At 58.0% G+C, this 23,070-nt stretch carries 27 protein-coding genes; 15 read left to right on the forward strand and 12 right to left on the reverse strand.

The window, feature by feature from the left end; translation table 11 throughout:
• The first annotated feature begins 102 nt into the window (after positions 1–102).
• On the forward strand, positions 103–342 hold the full coding sequence (locus tag ABUK73_RS12055; protein WP_353577471.1) for a hypothetical protein: 240 nt from the start codon (positions 103–105) through the stop codon (positions 340–342).
• Positions 343–406: 64 nt separating this feature from the next.
• Here the strand turns inward: ABUK73_RS12055 and ABUK73_RS12060 are convergent, their stop codons facing one another.
• Positions 407–1,294: a DMT family transporter gene (locus tag ABUK73_RS12060; RefSeq protein WP_353577472.1), complete on the reverse strand. Its 888-nt coding sequence runs from the start codon at positions 1,292–1,294 to the stop codon at positions 407–409.
• A 219-nt stretch (positions 1,295–1,513) separates the two neighbouring features.
• Here ABUK73_RS12060 and ABUK73_RS12065 point away from each other — a divergent pair, with 219 nt between their 5' ends.
• Together ABUK73_RS12065 and ABUK73_RS12070 are read left to right on the forward strand one after the other, a co-directional pair.
• Complete coding sequence (locus ABUK73_RS12065; protein WP_353577473.1) at positions 1,514–2,812, forward strand: adenylosuccinate synthase; 1,299 nt, start codon at positions 1,514–1,516, stop codon at positions 2,810–2,812.
• Between the two features lie 70 nt (positions 2,813–2,882).
• Positions 2,883–5,138, forward strand: coding sequence for a hypothetical protein (locus tag ABUK73_RS12070; RefSeq protein ID WP_353577474.1), 2,256 nt, complete (start codon positions 2,883–2,885; stop codon positions 5,136–5,138).
• 86 nt (positions 5,139–5,224) lie between these two features.
• Here the strand turns inward: ABUK73_RS12070 and rpoH are convergent, their stop codons facing one another.
• The 3 genes from rpoH to ABUK73_RS12085 all read right to left on the reverse strand — a co-directional run bounded on the left by rpoH (position 5,225) and on the right by ABUK73_RS12085 (position 8,399).
• The gene (rpoH, locus tag ABUK73_RS12075) at positions 5,225–6,127 is read right to left on the reverse strand and encodes an RNA polymerase sigma factor RpoH (RefSeq protein ID WP_353577475.1); all 903 of its coding nucleotides are present in this window, start codon (positions 6,125–6,127) and stop codon (positions 5,225–5,227) included.
• A 181-nt stretch (positions 6,128–6,308) separates the two neighbouring features.
• Positions 6,309–7,091, reverse strand: a complete 783-nt coding sequence (locus ABUK73_RS12080; RefSeq protein WP_353577476.1) for a class I SAM-dependent methyltransferase — start codon at positions 7,089–7,091, stop codon at positions 6,309–6,311.
• A 285-nt stretch (positions 7,092–7,376) separates the two neighbouring features.
• A complete protein-coding gene (locus ABUK73_RS12085; RefSeq protein WP_113088865.1) occupies positions 7,377–8,399 on the reverse strand; it encodes an RluA family pseudouridine synthase in 1,023 nt (340 codons plus the stop codon).
• Between the two features lie 40 nt (positions 8,400–8,439).
• Between ABUK73_RS12085 and ABUK73_RS12090 the strand changes: the two genes are divergently transcribed.
• The 4 genes from ABUK73_RS12090 to ABUK73_RS12105 all read left to right on the forward strand — a co-directional run bounded on the left by ABUK73_RS12090 (position 8,440) and on the right by ABUK73_RS12105 (position 11,723).
• Entirely contained in the window at positions 8,440–8,829 is a 390-nt protein-coding gene (locus ABUK73_RS12090) for a hypothetical protein (protein ID WP_353577477.1), read from the forward strand.
• Positions 8,819–9,652 carry a TrmH family RNA methyltransferase gene (locus tag ABUK73_RS12095; RefSeq protein ID WP_353577478.1) on the forward strand — a complete coding sequence of 278 codons (834 nt, stop codon included), beginning with the start codon at positions 8,819–8,821 and terminating at the stop codon, positions 9,650–9,652. Before ABUK73_RS12090 ends, ABUK73_RS12095 begins: the two co-directional genes overlap by 11 nt.
• Positions 9,653–9,765: 113 nt before the next feature.
• The gene (locus tag ABUK73_RS12100) at positions 9,766–10,983 is read left to right on the forward strand and encodes a hypothetical protein (RefSeq protein ID WP_353577479.1); all 1,218 of its coding nucleotides are present in this window, start codon (positions 9,766–9,768) and stop codon (positions 10,981–10,983) included.
• A gap of 155 nt (positions 10,984–11,138) precedes the next feature.
• Positions 11,139–11,723, forward strand: coding sequence for a transglycosylase SLT domain-containing protein (locus ABUK73_RS12105; RefSeq protein WP_353577480.1), 585 nt, complete (start codon positions 11,139–11,141; stop codon positions 11,721–11,723).
• A gap of 131 nt (positions 11,724–11,854) precedes the next feature.
• On the opposite strand, the gene ABUK73_RS12110 is transcribed toward ABUK73_RS12105, so the two are convergent.
• From ABUK73_RS12110 to ABUK73_RS12120, 3 genes are all read right to left on the reverse strand, one after another.
• On the reverse strand, positions 11,855–12,466 hold the full coding sequence (locus ABUK73_RS12110; RefSeq protein ID WP_353577481.1) for an alpha/beta hydrolase: 612 nt from the start codon (positions 12,464–12,466) through the stop codon (positions 11,855–11,857).
• Between the two features lie 60 nt (positions 12,467–12,526).
• Positions 12,527–13,459: a VOC family protein gene (locus ABUK73_RS12115; protein ID WP_113088871.1), complete on the reverse strand. Its 933-nt coding sequence runs from the start codon at positions 13,457–13,459 to the stop codon at positions 12,527–12,529.
• A 161-nt stretch (positions 13,460–13,620) separates the two neighbouring features.
• Positions 13,621–14,688, reverse strand: a complete 1,068-nt coding sequence (locus tag ABUK73_RS12120) for a DUF2218 domain-containing protein (RefSeq protein ID WP_353577482.1) — start codon at positions 14,686–14,688, stop codon at positions 13,621–13,623.
• Positions 14,689–15,035: 347 nt separating this feature from the next.
• On the opposite strand from ABUK73_RS12120, the gene ABUK73_RS12125 reads away from it, so the two are divergent.
• Positions 15,036–15,260: a hypothetical protein gene (locus ABUK73_RS12125; RefSeq protein WP_353577483.1), complete on the forward strand. Its 225-nt coding sequence runs from the start codon at positions 15,036–15,038 to the stop codon at positions 15,258–15,260.
• Positions 15,261–15,281: 21 nt separating this feature from the next.
• On the opposite strand, the gene ung is transcribed toward ABUK73_RS12125, so the two are convergent.
• Both ung and ABUK73_RS12135 read right to left on the reverse strand, forming a co-directional pair.
• Positions 15,282–15,974 (reverse strand): uracil-DNA glycosylase, encoded by a 693-nt coding sequence (gene ung / locus ABUK73_RS12130; protein WP_353577484.1) that lies wholly within the window; start codon positions 15,972–15,974, stop codon positions 15,282–15,284.
• Between the two features lie 14 nt (positions 15,975–15,988).
• Positions 15,989–16,384, reverse strand: coding sequence for a VOC family protein (locus tag ABUK73_RS12135; RefSeq protein ID WP_353577485.1), 396 nt, complete (start codon positions 16,382–16,384; stop codon positions 15,989–15,991).
• 188 nt (positions 16,385–16,572) lie between these two features.
• On the opposite strand from ABUK73_RS12135, the gene ABUK73_RS12140 reads away from it, so the two are divergent.
• Positions 16,573–16,929, forward strand: coding sequence for a YbaN family protein (locus tag ABUK73_RS12140; protein WP_353577533.1), 357 nt, complete (start codon positions 16,573–16,575; stop codon positions 16,927–16,929).
• Positions 16,930–16,938: 9 nt separating this feature from the next.
• On the opposite strand, the gene ABUK73_RS12145 is transcribed toward ABUK73_RS12140, so the two are convergent.
• Genes ABUK73_RS12145 through ABUK73_RS12155 form a run of 3 tightly spaced genes read right to left on the reverse strand, consistent with a single transcriptional unit; the run spans position 16,939 to position 19,693 of the window.
• Complete coding sequence (locus ABUK73_RS12145) at positions 16,939–17,721, reverse strand: heme ABC transporter ATP-binding protein (protein ID WP_353577486.1); 783 nt, start codon at positions 17,719–17,721, stop codon at positions 16,939–16,941.
• The gene (locus ABUK73_RS12150; RefSeq protein ID WP_353577487.1) at positions 17,718–18,809 is read right to left on the reverse strand and encodes a FecCD family ABC transporter permease; all 1,092 of its coding nucleotides are present in this window, start codon (positions 18,807–18,809) and stop codon (positions 17,718–17,720) included. Before ABUK73_RS12150 ends, ABUK73_RS12145 begins: the two co-directional genes overlap by 4 nt.
• Positions 18,806–19,693, reverse strand: a complete 888-nt coding sequence (locus ABUK73_RS12155) for a heme/hemin ABC transporter substrate-binding protein (protein WP_353577488.1) — start codon at positions 19,691–19,693, stop codon at positions 18,806–18,808. Before ABUK73_RS12155 ends, ABUK73_RS12150 begins: the two co-directional genes overlap by 4 nt.
• Positions 19,694–19,873: 180 nt before the next feature.
• Between ABUK73_RS12155 and ABUK73_RS12160 the strand changes: the two genes are divergently transcribed.
• The 6 genes from ABUK73_RS12160 to ABUK73_RS12185 all read left to right on the forward strand — a co-directional run bounded on the left by ABUK73_RS12160 (position 19,874) and on the right by ABUK73_RS12185 (position 23,053).
• On the forward strand, positions 19,874–20,221 hold the full coding sequence (locus ABUK73_RS12160) for an antibiotic biosynthesis monooxygenase family protein (protein ID WP_113088877.1): 348 nt from the start codon (positions 19,874–19,876) through the stop codon (positions 20,219–20,221).
• Positions 20,222–20,229: 8 nt separating this feature from the next.
• On the forward strand, positions 20,230–20,751 hold the full coding sequence (gene hutX, locus ABUK73_RS12165; protein ID WP_353577489.1) for a heme utilization cystosolic carrier protein HutX: 522 nt from the start codon (positions 20,230–20,232) through the stop codon (positions 20,749–20,751).
• Positions 20,752–20,975: 224 nt separating this feature from the next.
• On the forward strand, positions 20,976–21,860 hold the full coding sequence (gene purU, locus ABUK73_RS12170; RefSeq protein WP_353577490.1) for a formyltetrahydrofolate deformylase: 885 nt from the start codon (positions 20,976–20,978) through the stop codon (positions 21,858–21,860).
• A gap of 49 nt (positions 21,861–21,909) precedes the next feature.
• Complete coding sequence (locus ABUK73_RS12175; RefSeq protein WP_353577491.1) at positions 21,910–22,206, forward strand: type II toxin-antitoxin system RelE/ParE family toxin; 297 nt, start codon at positions 21,910–21,912, stop codon at positions 22,204–22,206.
• A gap of 3 nt (positions 22,207–22,209) precedes the next feature.
• Positions 22,210–22,530: an addiction module antidote protein gene (locus tag ABUK73_RS12180; protein WP_353577492.1), complete on the forward strand. Its 321-nt coding sequence runs from the start codon at positions 22,210–22,212 to the stop codon at positions 22,528–22,530.
• 127 nt (positions 22,531–22,657) lie between these two features.
• A complete protein-coding gene (locus ABUK73_RS12185) occupies positions 22,658–23,053 on the forward strand; it encodes a hypothetical protein (protein WP_353577493.1) in 396 nt (131 codons plus the stop codon).
• Positions 23,054–23,070 lie beyond the last annotated feature (17 nt).

Genomic DNA, 23,070 nt, shown 5'->3' on the forward strand with positions numbered 1-23,070 from the left:
GTAATGTCGTCATCACTGGCGGCGGATGGAAAATCTGCAGCAAAGACGAAACGCGGAAAAGACCGGCGGGCAAGCTGGCTGACGCAAAAACGGGGTAAGATCATGCTGAAGAAACTCTTTGCTGCCGCCATCTGCGGCGCCGTTATCGCCTCCGTCTCCACCCATGCCGATGCAGCAGGCCCCGGCGGTTTTGCGCGCGGATTTGCAGCCATCGAACGCGACGCCGTCACATCCATCCCGCCGCTTGCCAGCGCAGATAATATCGATGTTTCGCGTCAACAGACGTTCTCAGCGCTGGATCAATATTTCGGCAGTTTCGACCAGACACAGGCCGCCAAGTAACGCGTCCGCGCCAAGCGCCTCACACCAATTCAAAGTTCATGACTGACTTGCCGCCGTTTCCCCCTCAGGGAACCGGCGGTTTTTTTCTTTCCGCCACGGCAATGCCGCCCAGCGTCAGAAACAAGGCGATGATCTGGTAGGGGTGAAGGGTTTCGCCAATGATGGCGACCGACAAAAGCGTGCCGAAGACGGGGATGAGGTTGATGAAAAGCCCCGCCCGATTGGGGCCGATGCGCTCCACGCCCAGAATGAAGAATATCTGTGCGACCAGCGACGGAAAAATCGCCGTATAAAGCGTAATCGCCCAGCCTTTGGTATCTGGCCAGAGCGCTGCGTCCTGCGACATTTCCCAAAACAGCAGAGGCACCGACGAAATCAAAGCCGCCATGGCCGGAATGGCCATCAGCGTGCGCCAGTTGACCTGCGGCTTCCAGCGCAGAATGACTGTGTAGATGGCGTAGGACAGAACGGCGAGCAGCATGATTGCATCGCCAATATTCATGTCCAGCTGGATCAACGACATGAGGTCGCCGTGGGATGCCAAAAGCCCCACCCCCGCAATCGTTAGAACAAAACCGATGATCTGCCCGGCAAAGACCCGCGTGCGGAACAGCAGAAAATTCAGGCCGAAAATGACCATGGGGATACCGGCCTGAATGACCGCGACATTGATGGCGGAGGTATATTTCAGCGCCGTGTAAAGTGCCGCGTTGAAGCAGGTGTAACCCACCGCCCCCAGCACGAAGAAGTAGGGCAGTCGTGTCTTCACCACCGGCCAGTCGCGCACCAGTTGCGGCAGGGAAATGGCGGTGATGATGGCAACCGCCAGCGTCCATCTGAGAAAGGTCAGAACCATGGGGCTGACATGCCCGACGGCCAGTTTTCCGGCCACGGCGTTTCCACCCCAGCAGATCGTGGCGATGATCAAAACGAGATAGGCTCTGGATGACACGGGGATATTCGACTTTCAGATGAACAACCGTCGCTGTTCTGCACCGCCGATTCGCGTTCTGCAAGCGCCGATAGTGGTTAACAAATGGCTTCCAAACTGAAATGTCTCGGAAAAAGCAAAGTTTCGCCGCATAAACAGGGTCGCTTTCCGCAAAACAACGCAGTATACATTCGCGGGTTTGAGTTAGGCGTTTTGGCGCCATGAGCAGGAAAGCAAGAAATGACGAATGTCGTGGTGGTCGGCTCGCAGTGGGGCGATGAAGGCAAGGGTAAGATCGTTGACTGGCTGTCGGAGCGCGCTGACGTCGTCGTGCGCTATCAGGGCGGTCACAATGCAGGTCATACGCTTGTTATTGATGGCGTCAGCTACAAGCTGTCGCTTCTGCCCTCCGGTGTCGTGCGCCCCGGCAAGCTCGCCGTCATCGGCAATGGCGTCGTGGTCGATCCACATGCGCTGATCGCCGAAATCGGTCGTCTCGAGACGCAGGGCGTGAAGGTCACGCCTGAAAACCTGCGCATTGCAGACAATGCCACCCTCATTCTGTCTCTGCACCGCGAACTGGACGGCATGCGCGAAGACGCCGCCTCCAACAGCGGCACCAAGATCGGCACGACGCGCCGCGGCATTGGCCCTGCCTATGAAGACAAGGTCGGTCGTCGCGCCATCCGCGTCATGGATCTGGAAGACAAGGAAGCGCTGTCAGCCAAGGTCGACCGCATCCTCACCCACCACAACGCGCTTCGTCGCGGCTTTGGTGCGGCGGAAGTCAGCCATGAAACGATCATGGACGAGCTGACATCGGTTGCTGAGCGCATTCTGCCTTTCAGCGAAACCGTCTGGTTGCTGCTCGACAAGAAGCGCCGCGCTGGCGAACGCATTCTGTTCGAAGGCGCTCAGGGCTCGCTGCTCGATATCGACCACGGCACATATCCCTATGTAACATCGTCCAACACCGTGGCCGGACAGGCTTCTGCTGGTTCCGGCATGGGTCCAGGCTCGCTCGGCTATATCCTCGGCATCACCAAGGCTTACACAACTCGTGTTGGCGAAGGCCCCTTCCCGACGGAACTGAACGACGAAATCGGCCAGTTCTTAGGCGAAAAGGGTCATGAATTCGGCACCGTGACGGGCCGCAAGCGCCGCTGCGGCTGGTTCGATGCTGCACTGGTTCGCCAGTCGGTCGCAACCAATGGCATCACCGGCATCGCACTGACCAAGCTCGACGTTCTCGACGGTCTCGAAGAGCTTAAGATTTGCGTTGGTTACAAGCTGGACGGGCAGGAAATCGAACATCTTCCTGCAAGCCAGGGTGCACAGGCACGGGTCGAGCCGATCTACATCACGCTCGAAGGCTGGAAAGAATCCACCGTCGGCGCCCGCAAATGGGCGGATTTGCCTGCTCAGGCTATCAAATACGTCCGTCAGGTCGAAGAGTTGATCGGCGCGCCGGTGGCACTGCTCTCCACAAGCCCTGAGCGAGATGACACAATACTTGTGACTGATCCATTTGAGGATTAATGTCCTCGACGATCGAGTTTCATAAACCATATCGGGCCAGTACGTCGCTGGCCTCGACGAGAAAGTGCTTATGGCGGATTTTGTAGCAGTCATTCGCAAGGCCGTGGATGGCTTGGCGAACAATACTCCCGAAAACCGGGCAAAGGTGTACGACAAGGCGCGTAGCGCAGTCGTGCGCCAGCTCGAAAACATGAAGCCGCGCCCGCCAGAAGAATTGTTGAAGCGGCAAATCCTCAAGCTGGACACGGCCATTGCCGAAGTCGAGGGCGAATATTCCGAGGCGCTTCCACCACTGGAAGACGAGCAGGAGTATGCCGCACCGGCAGCAGCTCCGGTCGCAGCCGATGTCTCCTCGCCCTATTACGAGGAAGATGTCGCTGAAGAACAGCGCCAGCATGAGGACGAGCCCGTTGCCGTCGAGCCGGAGCCTGTCGCCCCGGTCGAGGAAGAGCATCAACCAAACTATGCGGCCTATCATCAGCAGCCAGAGACGGCAGCTGAAGAGCTTTATGCCGAACCGGAACCGGTAGAGCCGGAATATGCCCGTCACGAGCCGGAGCCCGAGCCGGAAGCGACTTCCTATTTCACCACAAAGGAAGAAGAGCCGCGCTACGCCGACGAGCATTACGAGCCCGTTGCCGAAGCAGAGCCAGAGCCGGTTGCGGAGGAAGACCACGCCCATGCAAACTGGGCAGGTCAGGACACGGTCGCCGAGCCAGCTTGGGCGCACCAGCAGGACGAAGAGATTGCCCAGCAGCCAGCCGCTGAGCCTCATCACGAACCAACACACCGCGCCGACGACAGCGAAGTTTTCCACGAAAACACGCCCCTGCCCTATGCAGCCAGCTACGCCGCACCATCCCCCTATTATCAGGACGTGAATGCCGAGCCGGAGCAGGCAGAAAAGCGCTCTGACGATGTTCATTTCGGCGATGCCCCGGCATTTTCCGATGCGGATTACGGCCAGCCGGAGCATAAGGCCGAGGCACAGAAGCAGTCGCCTGCTGTTGTCGAAGACTATTCCACCTATTTTCAGGATACGGCGCTCGATCTGCCACCAAAGACCAGCCCGGGCCTTCCCCGCGCCGACAATGATCCCTTCGCGCCGCAGCCCGGCCAGAAGGGTGACGCCGAGCGCACGCCCTGGGACGATCTGGAAGAGCTGATCGGTTATGATGGCGCGTCCGGCAACAACTCGGGTAACGCAGGCAAGAGCGATTTCGAATCGGGTCTTGCGGCAGATGGCATTCCTGCTGCTGCTTATCGCACCAAGAAGAAGCCACGCCGGAACTATGCAGCCATCGTCCTGTCGCTCTGCGGCGTCGTGCTTCTGGCCGGTGGCGCCTATGCGCTGTGGACCAACCGTGAAGCGCTGAACGACATGGTGGGCGGCCTTGTGCAATCGGCACAGACCGGCACCACGTCCACGCAGCCAACGGAAACCGCGTCCAACCAGCCGAATACACCGGCGACGACCACGCCTGCACAGCCAAGCACCAATGCCCAGCAGCCAGCGACGCAGACTCCTCCGGCAGCAACGGATGATGGTTCAGTCACCGGCACCAAGTTCACCCAGCGCCTTCTGGCGGATGGGAGCGAAAAGGATGAGGGTGCAGGCCCCGGCGCGAACGGCCAGCCTGTGACGGCTGAAGGCCAGTCTGTCTACCAGCAGACTGAAGCCGCGCCTCCGGCAGGACAGACACCGGCTGCGGGAACACCTGCCGCCTCGGGTCAGGCAGCAGCCCAACAGCCAGCCGCCGCCGCCGCTTCCGGCCACCGCATGTTCCTCTACGAAGAGGTGCTGGGCCAGACCGTGCCGACGGCCATCGAAGGCACCGTCTCCTGGTCGCTGCAAAATGAAGCAGATGCCGAAGGCAAGCCCTCTGCCACCGTTCAGGGTCAGATCACCATCCCAGGACGTGGCCTCAGCGCTTTGATCACCTTCAAGCGCAACACAGACCCATCGCTGCCAGCCAGCCATCTGGTCGAGATCGTCTTCTCGGTTGGTGCCGGTTTCGAAGGCGGCGCTATCGACAGCGTTCAGCGCATTGCGATGAAAAGCACCGAGCAGGATCGTGGCAACGCGCTGATCGCGGTTCCGGCCAAGATCACCGACGATTTCCACATGATCGCGCTCAACGACTTCCCGGATGCTTTGAAGACCAATCTGGAACTGATGCGGACGCGTGACTGGATCGACATCCCCGTCTCCTACCGCAACGGTCGCCGCGCGCTGTTGACCCTGCAAAAGGGTGCGGATGGCAAGGCTGCATTCGATACCGCTCTTCGCGAGTGGAGCGCCGCAGCGCCGACGACTGGTCAGTAAGGATCGTCATCACAGAAACGAAAAAGGCCCCGGATGCGATCATCCGGGGCCTTTTTGTATTTCGTCATACTGCCGGAAGAAGTGCCTTAAGCGTCGACAACGCGCAGAGCCTTCGCAGCCTCCAGCGCTTCCTTCTGAACCGCTTCCTGCACCTTTTCAAAGGCACGGACTTCGATTTGGCGGACACGTTCGCGGCTGATGTCGAACTCCGTGGACAAATCTTCCAGCGTTACCGGATCTTCGGAAAGACGACGGGCTTCGAAGATGCGGCGTTCGCGCTCATTAAGCACGCCCATGGCCTTGGCCAGCATGCGGCGGCGCGTTTCCAGCTCGTCCTGCTCGATCAGAACAGCTTCCTGGCTTTCGTGATCGTCCACCAGCCAGTCCTGCCACTGTCCTGCTTCGCCTTCTGCCGCCCTGATAGGGGCGTTGAGCGATGCGTCGCCGTGCAGACGGCGGTTCATGGATATGACTTCTTCTTCGGACACCTGAAGCTTGGTCGCGATCTCGGTCACATGCTCCGGCTTCAGATCGCCATCATCAATGGCCTGAATCTTGCCCTTGAGGCGACGCAGGTTGAAGAAGAGACGCTTCTGGTTGGCCGTCGTGCCCATCTTAACCAGCGACCACGAACGCAGGATATATTCCTGAATGGACGCCTTGATCCACCACATGGCATAGGTCGCCAAGCGGAAGCCGCGCTCGGGGTCGAATTTCTTCACCGCCTGCATCAGGCCCACATTGCCTTCGGACACCACTTCGCCAATCGGCAGGCCATAGCCGCGATACCCCATGGCAATCTTTGCCACGAGACGCAGATGGCTCGTCACCAACCTGTGCGCAGCATCGCGGTCACCATGTTCGGCGTAACGCTTGCCGAGCATGTATTCTTCCTGCGGCTCCAGCATCGGAAACTTGCGGATTTCATCGAGATATCGGTTAAGACCGGCTTCACCGGCGGTAATGGAAGGCAAACTATTGCGGGCCATAAAGCACCCCCTTATCTTTGTTTTAGGCTGGCTCCCCTTTCAGGCAAACCAAAGTCGCGGGTCGAGTTTCGACCCCGCACGAACCCACGTAACAAATATGTATTGCGCGCACTTGTTTCAAGCGCACGCACTCATTCGCGCGTTCTAAAATAACTCGGCTATTGGTCGCACGGAAAACCGATCAACGATAAATTCGTTCCGAAAAATTCGTCAGGCCGGAGCGGATCATCAACTCGTAAATCATCCGGCGACCCATGGGATTGTGCAGCCGTGTGACCTTCGCCCCCAGAAACTCCGTTTCCACATGCTCGAAGGCAAGCAGTTCGGGCGCCTGCGTCACCACCTTCTCATAAAAATCGTGATATTCGCGGCGACACACATAGGTCTTGTACTTCGTCATGCAAAAAGCGCTGAAATCATCGCCATGCTGCCGCAGAAAATCAGACACGCCGACGGTGACTTCCGGCCATTGCGGATTGAACGTATCATCAAAAGCAATCACACCGTGGTCGGCCAGAACATCCATGGCCAGTTTGCTGTCGGCCAGAACGTGGTGCAGCATATGTCCGCCATCAATGCTGAAAAAGCGGACCCTGCCGACCTTCTCCAGCACCTCGTCCGGTGTCAGTTGCGTACTGTCGCCCTTGATCACCAGACTTTCATCGACCTTGAGGTTCAGGCGGTTGCCATTATCCAGAAAACGTTCGTACTGACGGCATTCGCCATCGGCATCATCGAGGTCGAACAAGTCCACGGCAAGCACGTCACCGTCATTGCCCACGGCCTTGCGCAGCAGGAAGTAGGAGCGTCCGTAGAATACGCCGATCTCGGCAACGCCGCCTTTCAGCGATTTCCGTTGCTGGACATGGAGCAGTGATGTGAACACCAGAGCATCGGGAGGATCAATATAACCTTCGACTTTTTGCAGGTCATGAAAGATGAATTTACGGTCATTCACGTTCATTGTGCTTTATCCCTGTTTTCTGCATCTAAAAGAGCAGATTGAATAAAATTCAATCCAGGATAGTTTTATTTAGACTATTAGGCACTCACGCTATACTTCTTATTGCACCGCAAAAACTAAGAGTAATTGAAGCAAAAATGAGACAGCGGGATTTTTTGCTTACGATTGAATATTTCTAATAATCTAATTTACGAATATTATTTGACACTTACCGGAATTATTTGCAGCGAAAAGCGCTCCGGAAGATGCCTCTCCCAGAGCGCTGTTATCGTGAATTCAGGCATTTCAGGCCCGCAGCGCCGCTGCCAATTCGGCCATATCGTCAGGCATATCGGTCTCGAATTCCATCACCTCGCCGGTGCGGGGATGTTCGAAGGCCAGCAGATAAGCGTGAAGAGCTTGACGCGGAAACAGGTTCACCACGTCTCTGGCATGGTCGGGCAAAAGATTGGCCTTGGTGCGGAAGGCCGCGCCATATTCCGGGTCGCCAATCAGCGGATGGCCGATATGGGCCATGTGCACGCGGATCTGATGCGTGCGGCCAGTTTCAAGACGGCACTCTACCAGTGAGGCAAGGCAGGTCGCATCCGGCTTTTCGTGGAAACGCTCCACAACATCATAATGCGTGATCGCCTCACGCGCGTCGTTGGAATCCTCGTTCTTCACCGCCCGCTTGGTGCGGTCTGCCCCGCGGCCCAGCGGCGCATCAATGGTGCCGCGCAACGTCTTCGGGCGCCCCCAGACGATGGCCTTGTAGGCACGTTCCAGCGGACCGGTGCGACCGTGGTCGGCAAACTGTGCGGCGAGATTGCGGTGGGCATTGTCGTTCTTGGCCACGACCATGACACCGCTGGTTTCCTTGTCCAGCCGGTGAACGATGCCGGGCCGCTTGACGCCGCCAATGCCGGAAAGACTGTCGCCGCAATGGTGGATCAGCGCATTGACCAGCGTACCGGTCCAGTTGCCGGCACCGGGATGCACGACAAGACCAGCGGGCTTGAGCAGAACGATCAGATCGTCATCTTCATATTCCACCTCCAGCGGAATATCCTCGCCCTTGGGCTCCGGGTCTTCCGGCTCGGGCATGGTGATCTCCACGCGGTCGCCCGGATGCACCTTTTTCTTCGGCTCGGTAACGGCCTTTTCGTTGAGAAAAACAGCCCCCTGCTCGATCAGCGCCTTGATGCGGCTGCGCGAAAGATCACCGCCGACTTCAGCCGCCAGCCATGCATCGAGGCGGCCTTCGGCATCTTCCCCGGCAATCAGGACTTTCCTTGCGTCTCCGCCTTGTTTAAAGGGGTCGTTCATTCTTATTTTTCCGATCCATCAGCAATGTCCAGGGAACCCGATGACGCAGATCGAGCAAGACGAACAGGAAGACAAGCCGTTAGATCCGGCCATGGAAAAAGTTCGCCGCAAGATGATCCGTTTGCAGATCGTGTCGGGCTCCGTGATGTTTATCAGCCTTATGGCTGTCTTCGGTGCCGTTGTCTATAAGGCGGTTGGCCCTTCCAAAACCGCAACCACGGCAACGACGAACAATGCCACGGCGGTTCCGGCAGACGCGCCTGTTGCCGCCACCGCCAGCCTGCCACAGGGCTTCACAATCGAAAACGTCTCCTTCGCCAATGGCGATATGCTGTTTTACGGACGTCTGGCCAATGGCACGCGCAAGGCGCTGGTCTTCAACGTGCAGGCAGGCCGCTTCGTGGCAGACATCACCATCGATGCCCGGTGATCTTGCCCTCACCGTCATAGATGATGCTGACGATCCGCGCATTGCCGCCTTCCGCGACATCCGCGAACGTGACCTGACCGGCAGACAGGGCCGCTTCATCGTGGAAGGCACGGTCGTCCTGCGCATGCTGGCAGCAGCGCACAAGGCGGGTCGTGATTTCGAGGCGGAAAGCATTCTGATCCTTGAAAACCGCCTGGCGGGCGTGGCGGATATTCTCGAACAGTTTCCGCCCGATGTGCCCGTCTATGTGGCGAAAGCATCGGTGCTGGACGCCATCGTCGGCTTCCATTTGCATCGCGGCATTCTGGCATTGGGAAAGCGCAAGGGCGACAGCAGCATGGTGGAAACGATCCGCCACTTGCCGCAATCATCGCTGGTACTGGCAGGCTGCGGTATTTCCAACCACGATAATCTCGGCGCGATGTTCCGCAACGCCGCAGCCTTTTACGCGGATGCCGTCTTCATGGACGCCACCTGCTGCGATCCGCTCTACCGCAAATCCCTGCGCGTCTCCGTAGGCTCGGTTCTGTCCGTGCCCTATCATCGCGGCGGCGGCGCTGTGGAGATGCTGGAGACACTGGCAGCCGAGGGCTTCGATATCTGGAGCCTCTCCCCCGCAGGCACCGAGGAAATCCGTCAGATACCGGCATCGAACCGCATGGCATTGGTCATCGGCACAGAAGGCGATGGCCTGCCGCAGGATGTGCTGTCACGCTTCCACACCGCCCGCATCGCGCAATCGCCGCAGCTCGATAGCCTCAATGCCGGCACGGCCTCCGGCCTGGCGCTCTACCAGATGGCAAGCGCCATCGGGCGTATCTAACCGCACAATCAAACTCTTCACACACCATCCTGTGGGCATTCGCACATTAGCGCTTTACATACGTTATATCATTACATATCGAGGGAATGTAACATTGTAACGCGGAGAATAAGATGCATAGGTCCTTCCTGAGATATGCAGCAGCAAGCGCAGGGATAGCGCTGTCGTGCCAGGCATTTGCCGAAGAGGAAAAACAAAGCTGGCGCCTTTTCATCGGCGATCATACCGCCCCAGTCGTGCGCGCGCTTGATCTCGAGGACGGCAAGCAGTTGGGCAAATTCGATATCACCGGCTATGCTGCCCTCACCGCCAGCGAATCCGGCCAGACCGTCTATGCCGTTCAGTCGGATGCGGACACAACCCACGTCATCAAGACCGGCATTGCACTGTCCGACCACGGAGAACACAGCGATATCGAGATCACCGATCCGGCGCTGCTTCCCCTCAAGATCGAAGGCAAAAAGCCCGGCCATGCCGTGCCGCACGGCGACGATGTGGTGATCTTCTATGATCGAGGCGGCGTGGCGAATACCCATTCGGAAGATGCCTTGCTGGAGGGCAGCACTGCCCATAAAAGTCTTGACACCACTGCACCCCACCACGGCGTTGCACTGCCGATGGGCGATTACATGCTGGTTTCCGTGCCCAATCTGAAAGCCGAGACCAAAGCCGGTGACCTGCCACCGCGGCTTGGCCTGCGCATCGTGGACAGCAAGGGCGAACAGGTCGGCGACGTCGCCACCTGCACCGGCCTGCACGGAGAAGCCAGCTCCGCCAAAATCGCCGCTTTCGGCTGCGAGGAAGGCGTGCTGATTGCCTCACCCGTTCCCGGCAAGGAGCCGAAGCTGACCATGCTGCCCTATGACAAGGAATTCCCGAAGGGCAAGGTCGGCACGCTTCTGGGTGGCAAGGCCATGCAGTTCTTTCTCGGCAATTATGGCGATGACAGGATCGTGCTGATCGACCCCGATGCCGAAAAGCCCTACCGCCTCATCGATCTGCCGACACGCCGCGTGGATTTTGCGCTGGACCCGGCCCATGTCAAAAACGCCTATGTGCTGACCGAAGACGGCAAGCTTCATCTGGTCGATACGCTGAGCGGCGAAATCCGCAAAACCGAAACGGTCACTGAGCCCTACAGCAAGGATGGCCACTGGCGCGACCCACGCCCGCGCCTTGCCGTCGCTGGCGACGTGATTGCCATCACCGATCCGCGTCATAGTCTTGTGCGACTGGTCGATACGCAGAGCCTGAAGGAAGTGCGCACCCTGCCGGTGGAAGGACAGCCCTTCACCATCGTCGCTGTGGGCGGCTCCGGCCTCGTTCACTAGGACTTTTGCGAATATCAAACTCGATGCCCGGCCTCTGGGCCGGGCATTTTTCATTTATGAATCAAATCTTAATCCAAAGCATTTGCATTAACCTTGTCTCAAAACCGACCATTAAGATTTACAAATTAGTAATGAGCGGAACGAGAGGTTTCGCGATGCGTGGCGTATTTGTCGTCGTTCTTCTTTTGACCGCCTTGGCAGGGTGCGCGACGGCTCCGTCGCAAATCACCAATGCCTGTGCGATTTTCGAACAGCGGAACGGCATATTCAACAACTGGAAGAAAGACGCGCAGGCGGCAGAACGGGAGTTCGGCGTACCGGTGCCGGTCATGATGGCAACCATCTATACCGAGTCCAGCTTCCAGCCCTATGCGCGCCCGCCGCGCAACAAACTCTTCGGCTTCATTCCCTGGGGACGCAAATCCACTGCCTATGGCTATGCCCAGGCGCTGGATGGCACATGGAAGGTCTATCAGCGCGAAACAGGCCGCTGGAACGCCAGCCGCACCGATTTCACCGACGCAATCCACTTCGTCGGCTGGTATCACGCCAAGAGCAACCGCCAGAACGGCATTGCGCTGAACGACCCCTATAACCTCTATCTCGCCTACTATTCCGGCCATGCGGGCTATTCGAACGGCGTCTGGCGCAACAACACCGCCATCCAAAAGGCCGCCCGCCGTTCTGCCAATATGGCCATCCGCTATGAGAAGCAGTTGCAGGATTGCGGGTATCGGTAGACGTTATTCCTCCGTCACCCCGCACTTGCTGCGGGGTCCAGTGACCTGACGTCTGTCAGGTCAAAAGACTCTTTCGCACCGCAGACGCGGTGCTGCTGGATACCGGCTCAAGGCCGGCATGACGGAACGCGTCAAACATAAGGCGTCAAAAACGCCTTAGCCGCCTCTATCTCGTTCCCACGAATGTCATGCCCGCCAGCATGCCATTCCATCTCCACCGAACCGCCCTGCGCCTTTAAGTAATCCACCAGAGCATTGGTCAGCGGCACGGGGCAGATCGGGTCGCGCTCCCCCGCCGTTATCAGCACGCGGCGAGAACCGGGCGCTGGTGCGGGCTTTGGCTCGAATGGGATCAGCGGGTGCATCAGCACCGCTGCATCGAACAAATCGGGGAATTCGATCAGGACATTCGCCAGAATATTCGCACCGTTGGAAAAGCCGAGGCCGATCACGAGGCCAGCTTCATGCTCATCGCGGTTGGCGGTGACGAAGGCGGCCATCTGTTGGGTGGCGCGGTCGAGATCGGCCATGTCATAGACGCCTTCCGCAGTTCTGCGGAAGAAGCGGGCCGCACCGAATTCCGAGACATCGCCGCGCGGTGAAATGATGGTGGCATTCGGCAATAGCCGCGCGCCGAAATCGAAGAACTGGTTTTCGTCTCCGCCCGTGCCGTGAAAGACGAAAAAGGCTGGTTGGCCCGGCGCACCGGCGCGAACCTTATGAAGGTAACTATCCTTGCTCATGCAACTCTCCTGAGCGACCGGCGGCGTCTATGCCGCGCGGCCGTTCTCTATCTCTGTGTTTCAGTCTTCCAACGGTTCCAGATGCTGCTCCAGCGTCGCGCGCAAATGTTCGTGCTGCGAAGGCAGTCGAAGCGCCTCGCCCAGATGCGCCGTATCTTCATCGCGGTCGAAACCGGGCTCGTTGGTGGCAATTTCAAACAGCACGCCGCCGGGTGCACGGAAATAGATTGCCCAGAAGTAATCGCGATCAATGACTGGCGTGACCTGATGGCCCGTATCCATCAGCGCCTTGCGGACTTCCAACTGCTTCTCGCGGTTTTCGACTGCGAAGGCGATGTGGTGAACCGAACCGGCTCCCAAACGCGCACCTGAAATATTCGGCATGGTCTCGATGTCGATCACATCCGCGCCATTGCCACCGGGCATGCCCAGACGCAGCACGCCGTCCTGACGGTCCACTTCCTGATACCCCATGAACTTTAGCAGTTCAGCGGTTGCACCTTCATCTGCAAGGCGCAGCGACGCACCCTGAAAGCCTCTGATGGCCTGATCTTCACCGACGCCATTGGCTGTCCACTGCGCGCGTTCGTCATCCTTGATCTCGACCAGCGCAAAACCATCGCCATCGGGACCGGCAAAATGCAGACGCTTGTTGCCGAAAGCCTCATCGGCCTTCAAACCATCCACATTGGCCTTGGCAAGACGGTCCTGCCAGTAACCCAGCGAACCCTGTGGAACGGAAAACAGCGTCGTGCCAACCTCGCCCGTACCGGGACGACCGCGTGCGATGTGCGGGAATGGGAAATAGGTCATGACCGAGCCGGGCGTGCCGACTTCATCGCCGTAATAGAGGTGATAGACGTCAGGCGCATCGAAATTGACGGTCTTCTTGACGCGGCGCAGACCGAGCGTATCGGTGAAGAAGTGATTGTTGCCGCGTGCGCTGGCCGCCATGGATGTGACGTGGTGCAGGCCTTTGATCTGATCCAACATTTTAAAACCCCTAGAGATTGGCGGGCTCGCGGGAAGCGATGCCCTTCGTTCATGGGCTCAAGATGGTGCAGATCAGGCCATTCGTATAGACGGAACGTTCAGAACGGATTGTTCTTAATTTGGAAACGATGAACTGAATTGTTCAGCAAATGACGCGCCACTCAATGGTCGTCGTCATTGGCACCCTTCACCCAGTAACCCGCGGTCACAAACGCCGTCTTCGGAAGCTTGGCTTCCTCAGCCAGCATTTTCTTGACGATGCGGGCTTCGCCCTTCTCACAGCCAACAAAAACGTGCAGCCCTTGAGGACCGGACCATGGGTGCGCCCGCAGCGCCTGCTCCAGCAAACCCGCCGATCCAGCAGCCTCGCCGTTGCGATAGAGCCAGTTCCAGTTCACGTCAGCTTTGGAAGCAATCGTCTGCAGCTCGTTTTCATTGTCGATTTCGGCATAGACGGTCAGTTTCTTGCCCGCTGGCATTTCCTCGGCCATGCGCAGCATCACAGGTAGCGCGGTCTCGTCACCGGCGAAAACGTAAGTTTCCGCATCCGGCAACTCGCCGCCGGGGCCAACGATGCCAACAATATCGCCCGCCGCAGCCGTCGCGCCAAAATGTGCGCCCGGCATATCGTCGCCCTCATGCATGACGAAATCGAGATCGATTTCCCCACGCTCAACATCACCGGAACGGATGGTGTAGACGCGCCGCGCCTGCTCGTCCTCGCCCTTTGCCCAGACAATGGCACCCGTCTTCGACAGATGCGGCCAGACTGGCGTGCGGGATTGATCGCGCAGAATGAGGATTCGGACGTGCAGACCGCCGCTCACCAGACGCTCGATGCCCTTGTCGATGGCAATCACCACCCGGCGCATGTTCGGCGTCAGATTATAGGCACGTACGACACGACCGCTGAAGAGATTGGGCATCTCGCGCATGTCCGAGCCATGGCCTTCCCAGCGGAAGTCCAGAGACGTATCGCCGGTAAACTCGACGATATGTTCGGCGACCATGGCTTTGACGGACAACAACACATTTTCCGAAACGCAGTTGATCCTGACTGCAAAGCGCCCATCCTCGGCATCGAACGTGCCGTTGCCGTAATCCGCCTCGAAATGCAGCGCCGCGCCCTGACGGGTCATCGTCATATACTCGGCAAAATGCTCGTGAAAAGCATCGACAATCGCGGCTGGATCGGGAAGAGCGACAGATGTTTGCGCAGAAAGAAGCACCGGCTTAAACCTTCAGATTACAGTCCGGTTATCTTTAGAGCAGTCAATTTAAAAGTGCAAAGCTGTTTTTGCGCGTTCGTTCCGTTAATTTAACTTGACTGCCGTTGGCTCCCATCTAGTTTCACGTCACAACTTTGCTACTGGAGTGGATCGTGAATAGATTCGCGGTTAATGCAGCTTTGGTTTTGACAATTTCAGCGGCGCTATCGAGTTGCGTCACCACCAACGCCGATGGTGTGAAACAATATTCGTCTCAAAAGACGACTGTGAGCGGTGATCGTCTCAAAATCACTCGAGTTGCCATTGTGAAACGCGATTGCAACATGCGCACATTTGCGGATATGCGCGTGATAGATCCTCCTCAACACGGCAAGATCGATATCGTTCACGAAAAAGTCGAAGGCACGTTTTCCGGCGATTACAGGATTTGCACAGGCAAAGAGGTGATGGGAACCGTTGCCTACTACACGTCTCAAAAAGGATATATCGGGCGTGACAAGGTCGTTATCCGGGCATCATCGGACGACGGTATCGTTCGCGACTATGTGTCCGAGATCAATGTGGTCAAATAGCTTCCAGTCGGCGTGACGGGCTCAGACATCCGCTGGCAACTGCCAGTCGATAGGCTCCCGACCCCGCGAGACGAGAAACTCGTTCGCTTTTGAAAAATGGCCATTGCCGAAAAAGCCGTTATGGGCCGACAGTGGCGATGGGTGTGGCGATTTCAGAACGAGATGCTTCGTCTGGTCGACGAAGGCGGCCTTCTTCTGCGCGTAAGAGCCCCACAGCAGGAAAACGACGCCGTCGCACTCATCATTGACGGTGCGGATGATTGCATCGGTAAATTTTTCCCAGCCCTGACCCTGATGCGAGGCCGCGCGCGCTTCTTCCACGGTCAGAACGCTGTTGAGCAGCAGCACGCCCTGTTTGGCCCAGCTTTCCAGAAAGCCGTGCTTGACCGGCTGGATGCCGAGATCGCTCTGCAATTCCTTGTAGATATTGACGAGCGAGGGTGGAATCCGCACGCCCGGCTGCACGGAAAAGCACAGGCCATGCGCCTGACCCGCACCGTGATAGGGGTCCTGACCGAGAATGACGATCTTGACCTCATCCAGCGGCGTCAGGTCCAGAGCGCGGAAATATTCGCTGCCCTTTGGGAAGATGTGCTTGCCGGCCGTTTTCTCGGCCAGCAGAAACTCTTTGAGCTTGAGCATGTAGGGGCTGGCGAATTCTGCTGAAAGAACGTGTTTCCAGCTGTCTTCCAGTTTGACGCCTGCCTCTGCCATGAAAAACCCCGTGATTATTTAAAGCGATTACCGCGCTCAAGCACTTCGATCTTGTACCCATCCGGGTCACAGATGAAGAAGTATTTCGCGAAAGGCGCGCCTTTGTATTCCGCATTGACGATCTTGCCGACCGAAAGGCCAAGCGCCGTCAGGCGGGCATGTTCGGCATCCACATCGTCTACGCTGACGGCGATGTGGCCATAGCCATCGCCCAGCGCGTAGGGAACTTCGCGGCCCTTGTTGATGGTCAACTCCAGCTCGAAGTCACCTTCGGCATTGCTGAGATAGACCAGCGTGAACGTTTCGAACTCGAAACGCTCTGCGATTTCCAGACCGAAGGCCTGTTTGTAAAAACCCACCGAACGCTTCTCGTCCAGCACCCGGACCATAGAGTGAATAAGTTTGGCCATGGTGTTTCCTTCTTCCTGCATCGTGGTGGCCCGCTTATGCTGCGGGCATCGGGGCAGGCAGATAACGGCTGGAGGCGAGAGTTTCAACCCTTGAGGCCATTTCAAGGCGCATAGCAGATCACCACACCCGCCTTCGGCGCTCTAGGTTTCCCACTATCATGACACTTGAACTCATGATACCGGCAAGCATGCGCATCCTTTATCTCTGTCTTGGCTGGCTTATGGTTGCCACCGGCATCGTCGGTGCGTTTCTGCCCGTTTTGCCGACGACACCCTTTCTTTTGATCGCGCTCTGGTGCTTTTCCAAATCCTCGCCGAAGCTAGAAGCCTGGCTTCTGTCCCACCCAAGATTTGGCCCTTCACTGAGAAACTGGCGGGAAAAAGGCGCTATTCCCCGCAAGGCTAAAATCGCCGCTGTGTCTTTGATGACAATGAGTTACGCGATTTTCTGGTTTGCAACGGAGCCGACCCCGCTGAGAGCGAGCATCGTTGCCGCAGTCATGATGGGGGCCGCACTGTTCGTCACCACCCGGCCAGAGCCCTGACGTCTGACCTTACCGATGCCGCGATTGCGGCAGGACGTAAGGGATATGCCGTGCGGGAATACGCCCCACCGTGCCTTCAATGCCATAGACGCGCGCAATCGTCTCGTCATTGATGGTTTCCAGCGAAGGTCCGCAGGCGGTGATCTTGCCGCGGTGCATGACGATAAGTTGATCGGCAAATTCCGCTGCGAGATTAAGATCGTGCAGAACCGCCAGCACCGTGCCACCCGCAAGCGCGAAATCACGGGCGGTTTCGAGCACGGAAATCTGGTGGCCGAGATCGAGGCTCGACGTCGGCTCATCCAGCAACAGCGCCCGCGCCTCCCCCTTCTCAACAGCGGCAGGCACCTGCGCAAGAGCGCGCGCAAACTGGACCCGCTGCTGCTCCCCGCCCGAAAGCATGTTGTAGGACCGCCCCTCAAAGCCGCTCAGGCCCACCTTGGCCAGCGCCTGTCGAGCCTGCTCTTCCGGCTTGATGGAGCCTTGCGCCACAGCACCCATGCGGACGATTTCCAGCGCGGTGAAAGGAAAGCTCAATACAGTACTTTGTGGCAAAACGGCGCGAATGCGCGCCAGTTGCGCAGGCTTGAACAGGCTGACATCGACGTTGTTATAGACAACATCCCCGGCATCGGCCCGCATCTCGCCTGACAGCACCTTCATCAGCGTGGATTTACCCGCACCATTCGGTCCAATGATAACGCTGAACGTGCCGGGTTCGAGCTTGATCGAGACATCATCCAGCAATCTACGTCCGGAACGGATGACGGTTACACCGCGTGTGGAAATCATGACACATTCCTCAAACCGAGCCCGTTGCCACGGCCAAGCAGCAGAAACAGGAAGACGGGAGCGCCGATCAGAGCGGTGACGACGCCAATCGGCAATTCGGCAGGCGCTGCCACGGTGCGCGCAAAACTATCCGCCAGCAGCAGCAACCCTGCCCCGCCAATGGCCGAGGCAGGCAGAAGGAAGCGATGCGAGGAGCCGATGACGAGCCGCAAAAGATGCGGCACGACGATGCCGACGAAGCCGATGGAACCCGCCGCAGCCACACTCGCACCACAGGCCGCAGCAACGGCCAGAATGACGATGCGCTTGAGCCTCTGCACCGGAATGCCCATGTGGAAAGCCGCCGCATCCCCCAGAATCAGCGCATCCAGCCCTTTCGAGACAAAGGGAATGCTGGCGAGGATGATGAGGAAGAAGGGCAGCGTCGTCCAGATTTTGAGCGGTGTCGCACCACCCAGCGAGCCCAGGCTCCAGAAGGTGATGTCGCGCAAGGCGCGGTCGTCGGCCATGAAGATCATCAGCCCCGTCAACGCACCGCTGAGTGCTGCCACAGCGATACCGGCGAGAATTAGGACGGTTGTCGATGTCGCGCCGTTTCGGGTCGCGATCATATAGAGCAGTAGCGTGTTGATGAGCCCGCCGACAAAAGCCATCAGCGGCAAAAAGTGCATGCCGAAAAATGCCGAAAGCGGTGCCAGCATGCCGCCGCCGAGCGCAAGCGCAGCCACAGCAAACAGTGCCGCACCGGACGTAACGCCGACCAGACCCGGATCGGCAAGCGGATTGCGAAACAGGCCCTGCATCATGGCACCGGACACCGCCAGTGCGGCCCCGATCATCAGGCCGAGCCCCGTGCGCGGCAGGCGCACCGCTTCGAGGATCACACGGTCACGCGCTTCCATGGTCTGGGAGTGGCCGGTAAAATAGAGCCACAGCTCATGCAGCCCCACGCCCGTCGGCCCGCTGGATAGCGACACAAAACAGGCAAACACCAAAAACCCACACAGGGCTACAAGGGTGATGACACCCTTGCGCGAGCGGTCGCCCGGTATGTGGCCTGCGACCTCTGCCACAGCCACGGCACTCACGGCTTCACGATCTCTGGGTAAAGCTGCGACGCCAGGTCACGACCGGCAGCAGGCGTGCGCGGACCAAAGCCGATCAGATAAAGCCCGTCCATGCTGATCAGCGACTTGGAGGCAGCAGCCGGAGTGGACTGGAAGGCCGGAAGCGCAAAGACTTCGTCGGGATTGGCCGCATGGTTACCACGCTGCATGGTCAGGACCACATCGGGGGCTGCGGCAATTACCGCTTCATCGGTCAACGGCTTGTAGCCGGTAATGTCCTGCGCGGCATTGATACCGCCAGCCATTTCAATGATGGCTGCGGCTTCCGTTTCCTTGCCAGCGGCCATGATGCGCCCGCCTGCCGTGGAGAGAACAAACAGCACGCGCTTCTTCTTGTCGCCAACTGCGGCCACGTCCTTGGCCAGCGTTGCGAGATCCGAATTGACCTGCGTTGCAAGTACTTTGGCCTTGTCTTGAAGACCAACGGCTGCGCCGACATCCTCGATTTTCTTGGCAATGGCGCTACCCTCCGGTGGGGTATCGACGGTGACCATCGGCACTTCGCTGGCTTTGAGAATGCCAATCACGTCAGCCGGGCCGGAACCGTCTTCCGACAGGATGAGGTCGGGCTTTTGTGACAGAATGCCTTCGGAAGATAGCGCCCGCATATAGCCAACGTCAGGCTTGGAAAGCGCTTCGCTTGGAAAACTGCTGGTGGAATCCCGCGCGACGATGCGGTCACCGGCACCCAGCGCATAGAGAATTTCCGTTACCGTACCGCCAACCGCCACGATCCGCTTCGCCTCGGGATTGCCCTTATCAGAGGCATGGGCATGAAGCGGAAACAGCGCCAGCGCGAGGGGAAGAGCGGCACCAAAAGCGAGAGAGCGACGTGAAAGCGGCATGATGTCTATCCTGAACAATGCGGCGCGCTACAGCCTGCACGCCATATAAGTTGAGTTAATTACACATCTTTCAAAACCACACAATCCGATAAGTTGACTATTTTCGTTATCTTTAATATCTCCCCTTTTCAGGGGCAACGTACCAACATTCGGTACCGCACATTTAAAGGGAGACTATCGATGTTTATTGCAATGAACCGGTTCCGTGTCGTGCCGGGCTTTGAAGAAGCCTTTGAAACCATCTGGCGTGAGCGCAAGCGCCATCTGGCCGAAATGCCCGGCTATCTGGAATTCCACATGCTAAAAGGCGCCAAGGCCGACGACCATACGCTTTACGCTTCCCACACCGTCTGGGCGACCAAGGAAGACTTCACCGCGTGGACGAAGTCAGAGCAGTTCCGCGCTGCCCATGCCAATGCTGGCAACAATCGCGGCAAGGTCGAATATCTCTCCGGCCCGCATTTCGAAGGTTTCGACGTCATCATTCATGAAGACAAGGACGGCCAAGACCGTCCCGTTGCGGCTTGAACCCGACCATGAGTGCGATTGCCGAAAAAACCGATGAACGGCTGGAGCGCGCCAAGGCCGCTCTTGCCGAAAAGCCCGATGGCGTGGTGGAAGCCATTGCCGCCAAGGCAGACGTAACGCCAGCCGAAATTCTGGGGCTTCTGCCGCATGGTGCAGCCGTCTCGGCCCCTGCCGAAAAGTTCAACGACATCTGGAACGAGCTGCGCACATGGGGCGAAGTCCTGATGATCGTGCAGACGCCGGATATCGTCTTTGAAGTGCCCGGCCATCTGCCCGTGGGAACGGAAGGGCATGGCTGGTTCAATATTCATGGCGATAGCCCCATTGGCGGGCATATCAAGAAAGACAACTGTGCCTCGATCACCTTCATCGATCGTGAGTTTCATGGACGCCGCTCTCTGTCGGTCTGGTTCATGAATGCGGGCGGCAGCGCCATGTTCAAGCTCTTTGTTCGCCGCGATGCGAACAAGGAATTGCTGGCCGACCAGCTGACGAAATTCGAGGCGCTGCGCGACAGCTTCCTCGCCTGACACCGTCTTAAGCCGCTGCCATTTTTTTGGAGGCGGCTTTCCCTTCCTGATCGTCGCTCTCCTTTTGAACATCGAATGTCGCTTCCGGCATGTCCCGGCCCGCGCACCATGCCTTATGAATTCAAGGCATTGGTAACGAACGGGAAATGGCACGCAGATGAGAGGCTTTGCGCTGAACTCAAGCCTGCGCTATAGGCCGTGGCGACACTTGATGAGGGAAACCGATGACGACCTATGTACTCACCGTAGCCTGCCAATCCAAACGCGGCGTTGTCGCAGCCATATCGGGTTATCTGGCGAGCAAGGGTTGCAACATCGTCGATAGTTCCCAGTTCGATGACCTTGAAACCGGCAAGTTCTTCATGCGCGTTTCCTTCATTTCCGAAGAAGGCGTCGGCATGAAAGATATCGAAGCCGGTTTTGCGCCGATTTCCGCGGAATTCGGCATGGAGGCCAATATCTACAGCGATGGCGAGCGCACCAAGACGCTTGTGATGGTCTCGCGCTTCGGCCATTGCCTCAACGACCTGCTCTATCGCTGGAAGATCGGGGCGCTGCCCATCGATATCGTCGGCGTGGTCTCCAACCATTTCGAATACCAGAAGGTCGTCGTCAATCACGACATTCCCTTCCACCACATCAAGGTAACGAAGGACAACAAGCCGCAGGCCGAGGCGCAACTGCTTGATTTGATCGACACCAGCGGTGCTGAACTGGTGGTGCTGGCGCGTTACATGCAGGTCCTGTCAGACGAAATGTGCCGCAAAATGTCCGGTCGCATCATCAACATCCACCACTCCTTCCTGCCCAGCTTCAAGGGCGCCAACCCTTACAAGCAGGCCTATGAGCGCGGTGTAAAGCTCATCGGCGCAACGGCCCACTACGTCACCGCCGATCTGGACGAAGGCCCGATCATCGAGCAGGACACCGTCCGCGTTACCCACGCCCAATCTGCCGAAGACTACGTGTCGCTGGGTCGCGATGTGGAAAGCCAGGTACTGGCCCGCGCCATCCACGCCCACATCCACCACCGCACCTTCATCAACGGCAACCGCACAGTGGTTTTCCCGCCAAGCCCGGGTTCCTATGCCTCGGAGCGGATGGGCTAAGGGCAGCTCACTGAGATTGACGAACTGACAACTATGGTTTACATTTTCGATGTTCACGATCCGTGAGACGGAAGAGTTCGCTGAATGGCTAGGCGGGTTGCGCGACGTGCAGGCGCGAGCTCGTATCGCAAGGCGCGTGTATCGGCTTGCGGATGGAAATCCGGGCGATGTGAAACCAGTTGGCGAAAGTGTCAGCGAACTCAGGATCGATTACGGGCCGGGATACCGTGTTTATTTCATCCAGGACGGCAAAGTCGTTATCGTGCTGCTGTGCGGTGGCGACAAGAGTTCTCAACGACGTGATATTGCCAAGGCCAAGAAGCTGGCCAAAGCGCTGAAGGAATAGATCGTGCCACTTGTTACACGCGAATATGATGCTGCCCGCTATCTCGATAGCGAAGACGCAATTGCCGCCTATGTTGCAGATGCTACGGAATCCGGTGATGCAAATGAGCTCGCGCACGCTTTGGGTGTCGTCGCTCGGGCAAAAGGCATGAGTGATCTTTCACGTCAAACTGGCCTCTCTCGCCAAACGCTTTACAAAGCCCTTAGCGGTGAAAGTAATCCAGAACTCGGGACAATTGCCAAGGTGGCGGATGCGCTCGGCTACAGGCTTTCGCTGGTCGCGAAGACCAAGACCGCGTCATCTGAGATTATAACAAGCTTGTAGCATTCTAAGATGGATGCACCTTTCTAAGTAAATACAGTTTTCGTTGAGAACTTTATTTTGGGCCATGAGCAACCGAGTGCCTTTCGAGGCCGTTTGTCTTGCGTTGTCAAACACAGAGGTCTCCCTCATGAAAAAGCTGATTATTGCCGGTGCCGCGTTTCTTCTCGCGGCAGGTTCGACGTTTGCCCAGCAGCCTCCACCGCCACCACCAGCAGGCGGGCCTGATGCGGGCCAACAGACTGATGCGCCGCCTCCACCACCACCGCCACCAGGTGCTGGCCCACGGGCAGAAGCGCCTCCACCACCGCCGCCACCCGGCCATTGGGGTCCGCGTGAAGGTGGCCCAAGAGAGGGCGGCCCGCGTGACCGCATGATGATGCCACCACCGCCGCCACCGTCCAAGGGCGCGCATTTCCGCCTGGAGCAGGGCGAAACGAAGATCGACATCAAATGTGCTGACGACGAGCCAATGAAGGCTTGTGCAGACATCATGATGCAGTTGATCGACAAGATTAACGAGTAAGACTACTCGCAAGCGAC

The organism is Agrobacterium vacciniicorymbosi (assembly GCF_040427045.1).
In the GTDB taxonomy this organism is placed as follows: domain Bacteria; phylum Pseudomonadota; class Alphaproteobacteria; order Rhizobiales; family Rhizobiaceae; genus Agrobacterium.

Coding starts and splice junctions, on each gene's coding strand:
- ABUK73_RS12100 (WP_353577479.1), top strand. CDS start 9,766: ATGCATAGGTCCTTCCTGAGATATGCAGCAGCAAGCGCAGGGATAGCG.
- ABUK73_RS12110 (WP_353577481.1), bottom strand. CDS start 12,466: ATGAGCAAGGATAGTTACCTTCATAAGGTTCGCGCCGGTGCGCCGGGC.
- ABUK73_RS12055 (WP_353577471.1), top strand. CDS start 103: ATGCTGAAGAAACTCTTTGCTGCCGCCATCTGCGGCGCCGTTATCGCC.
- ABUK73_RS12145 (WP_353577486.1), bottom strand. CDS start 17,721: ATGATTTCCACACGCGGTGTAACCGTCATCCGTTCCGGACGTAGATTG.
- ABUK73_RS12105 (WP_353577480.1), top strand. CDS start 11,139: ATGCGTGGCGTATTTGTCGTCGTTCTTCTTTTGACCGCCTTGGCAGGG.
- ABUK73_RS12065 (WP_353577473.1), top strand. CDS start 1,514: ATGACGAATGTCGTGGTGGTCGGCTCGCAGTGGGGCGATGAAGGCAAG.
- ABUK73_RS12085 (WP_113088865.1), bottom strand. CDS start 8,399: ATGAACGACCCCTTTAAACAAGGCGGAGACGCAAGGAAAGTCCTGATT.
- ABUK73_RS12175 (WP_353577491.1), top strand. CDS start 21,910: ATGTTCACGATCCGTGAGACGGAAGAGTTCGCTGAATGGCTAGGCGGG.
- ung (WP_353577484.1), bottom strand. CDS start 15,974: ATGGCAGAGGCAGGCGTCAAACTGGAAGACAGCTGGAAACACGTTCTT.
- hutX (WP_353577489.1), top strand. CDS start 20,230: ATGAGTGCGATTGCCGAAAAAACCGATGAACGGCTGGAGCGCGCCAAG.
- ABUK73_RS12080 (WP_353577476.1), bottom strand. CDS start 7,091: ATGAACGTGAATGACCGTAAATTCATCTTTCATGACCTGCAAAAAGTC.
- purU (WP_353577490.1), top strand. CDS start 20,976: ATGACGACCTATGTACTCACCGTAGCCTGCCAATCCAAACGCGGCGTT.
- ABUK73_RS12135 (WP_353577485.1), bottom strand. CDS start 16,384: ATGGCCAAACTTATTCACTCTATGGTCCGGGTGCTGGACGAGAAGCGT.
- rpoH (WP_353577475.1), bottom strand. CDS start 6,127: ATGGCCCGCAATAGTTTGCCTTCCATTACCGCCGGTGAAGCCGGTCTT.
- ABUK73_RS12070 (WP_353577474.1), top strand. CDS start 2,883: ATGGCGGATTTTGTAGCAGTCATTCGCAAGGCCGTGGATGGCTTGGCG.
- ABUK73_RS12155 (WP_353577488.1), bottom strand. CDS start 19,693: ATGCCGCTTTCACGTCGCTCTCTCGCTTTTGGTGCCGCTCTTCCCCTC.
- ABUK73_RS12185 (WP_353577493.1), top strand. CDS start 22,658: ATGAAAAAGCTGATTATTGCCGGTGCCGCGTTTCTTCTCGCGGCAGGT.
- ABUK73_RS12140 (WP_353577533.1), top strand. CDS start 16,573: ATGCGCATCCTTTATCTCTGTCTTGGCTGGCTTATGGTTGCCACCGGC.
- ABUK73_RS12095 (WP_353577478.1), top strand. CDS start 8,819: ATGCCCGGTGATCTTGCCCTCACCGTCATAGATGATGCTGACGATCCG.
- ABUK73_RS12160 (WP_113088877.1), top strand. CDS start 19,874: ATGTTTATTGCAATGAACCGGTTCCGTGTCGTGCCGGGCTTTGAAGAA.
- ABUK73_RS12090 (WP_353577477.1), top strand. CDS start 8,440: ATGACGCAGATCGAGCAAGACGAACAGGAAGACAAGCCGTTAGATCCG.
- ABUK73_RS12115 (WP_113088871.1), bottom strand. CDS start 13,459: ATGTTGGATCAGATCAAAGGCCTGCACCACGTCACATCCATGGCGGCC.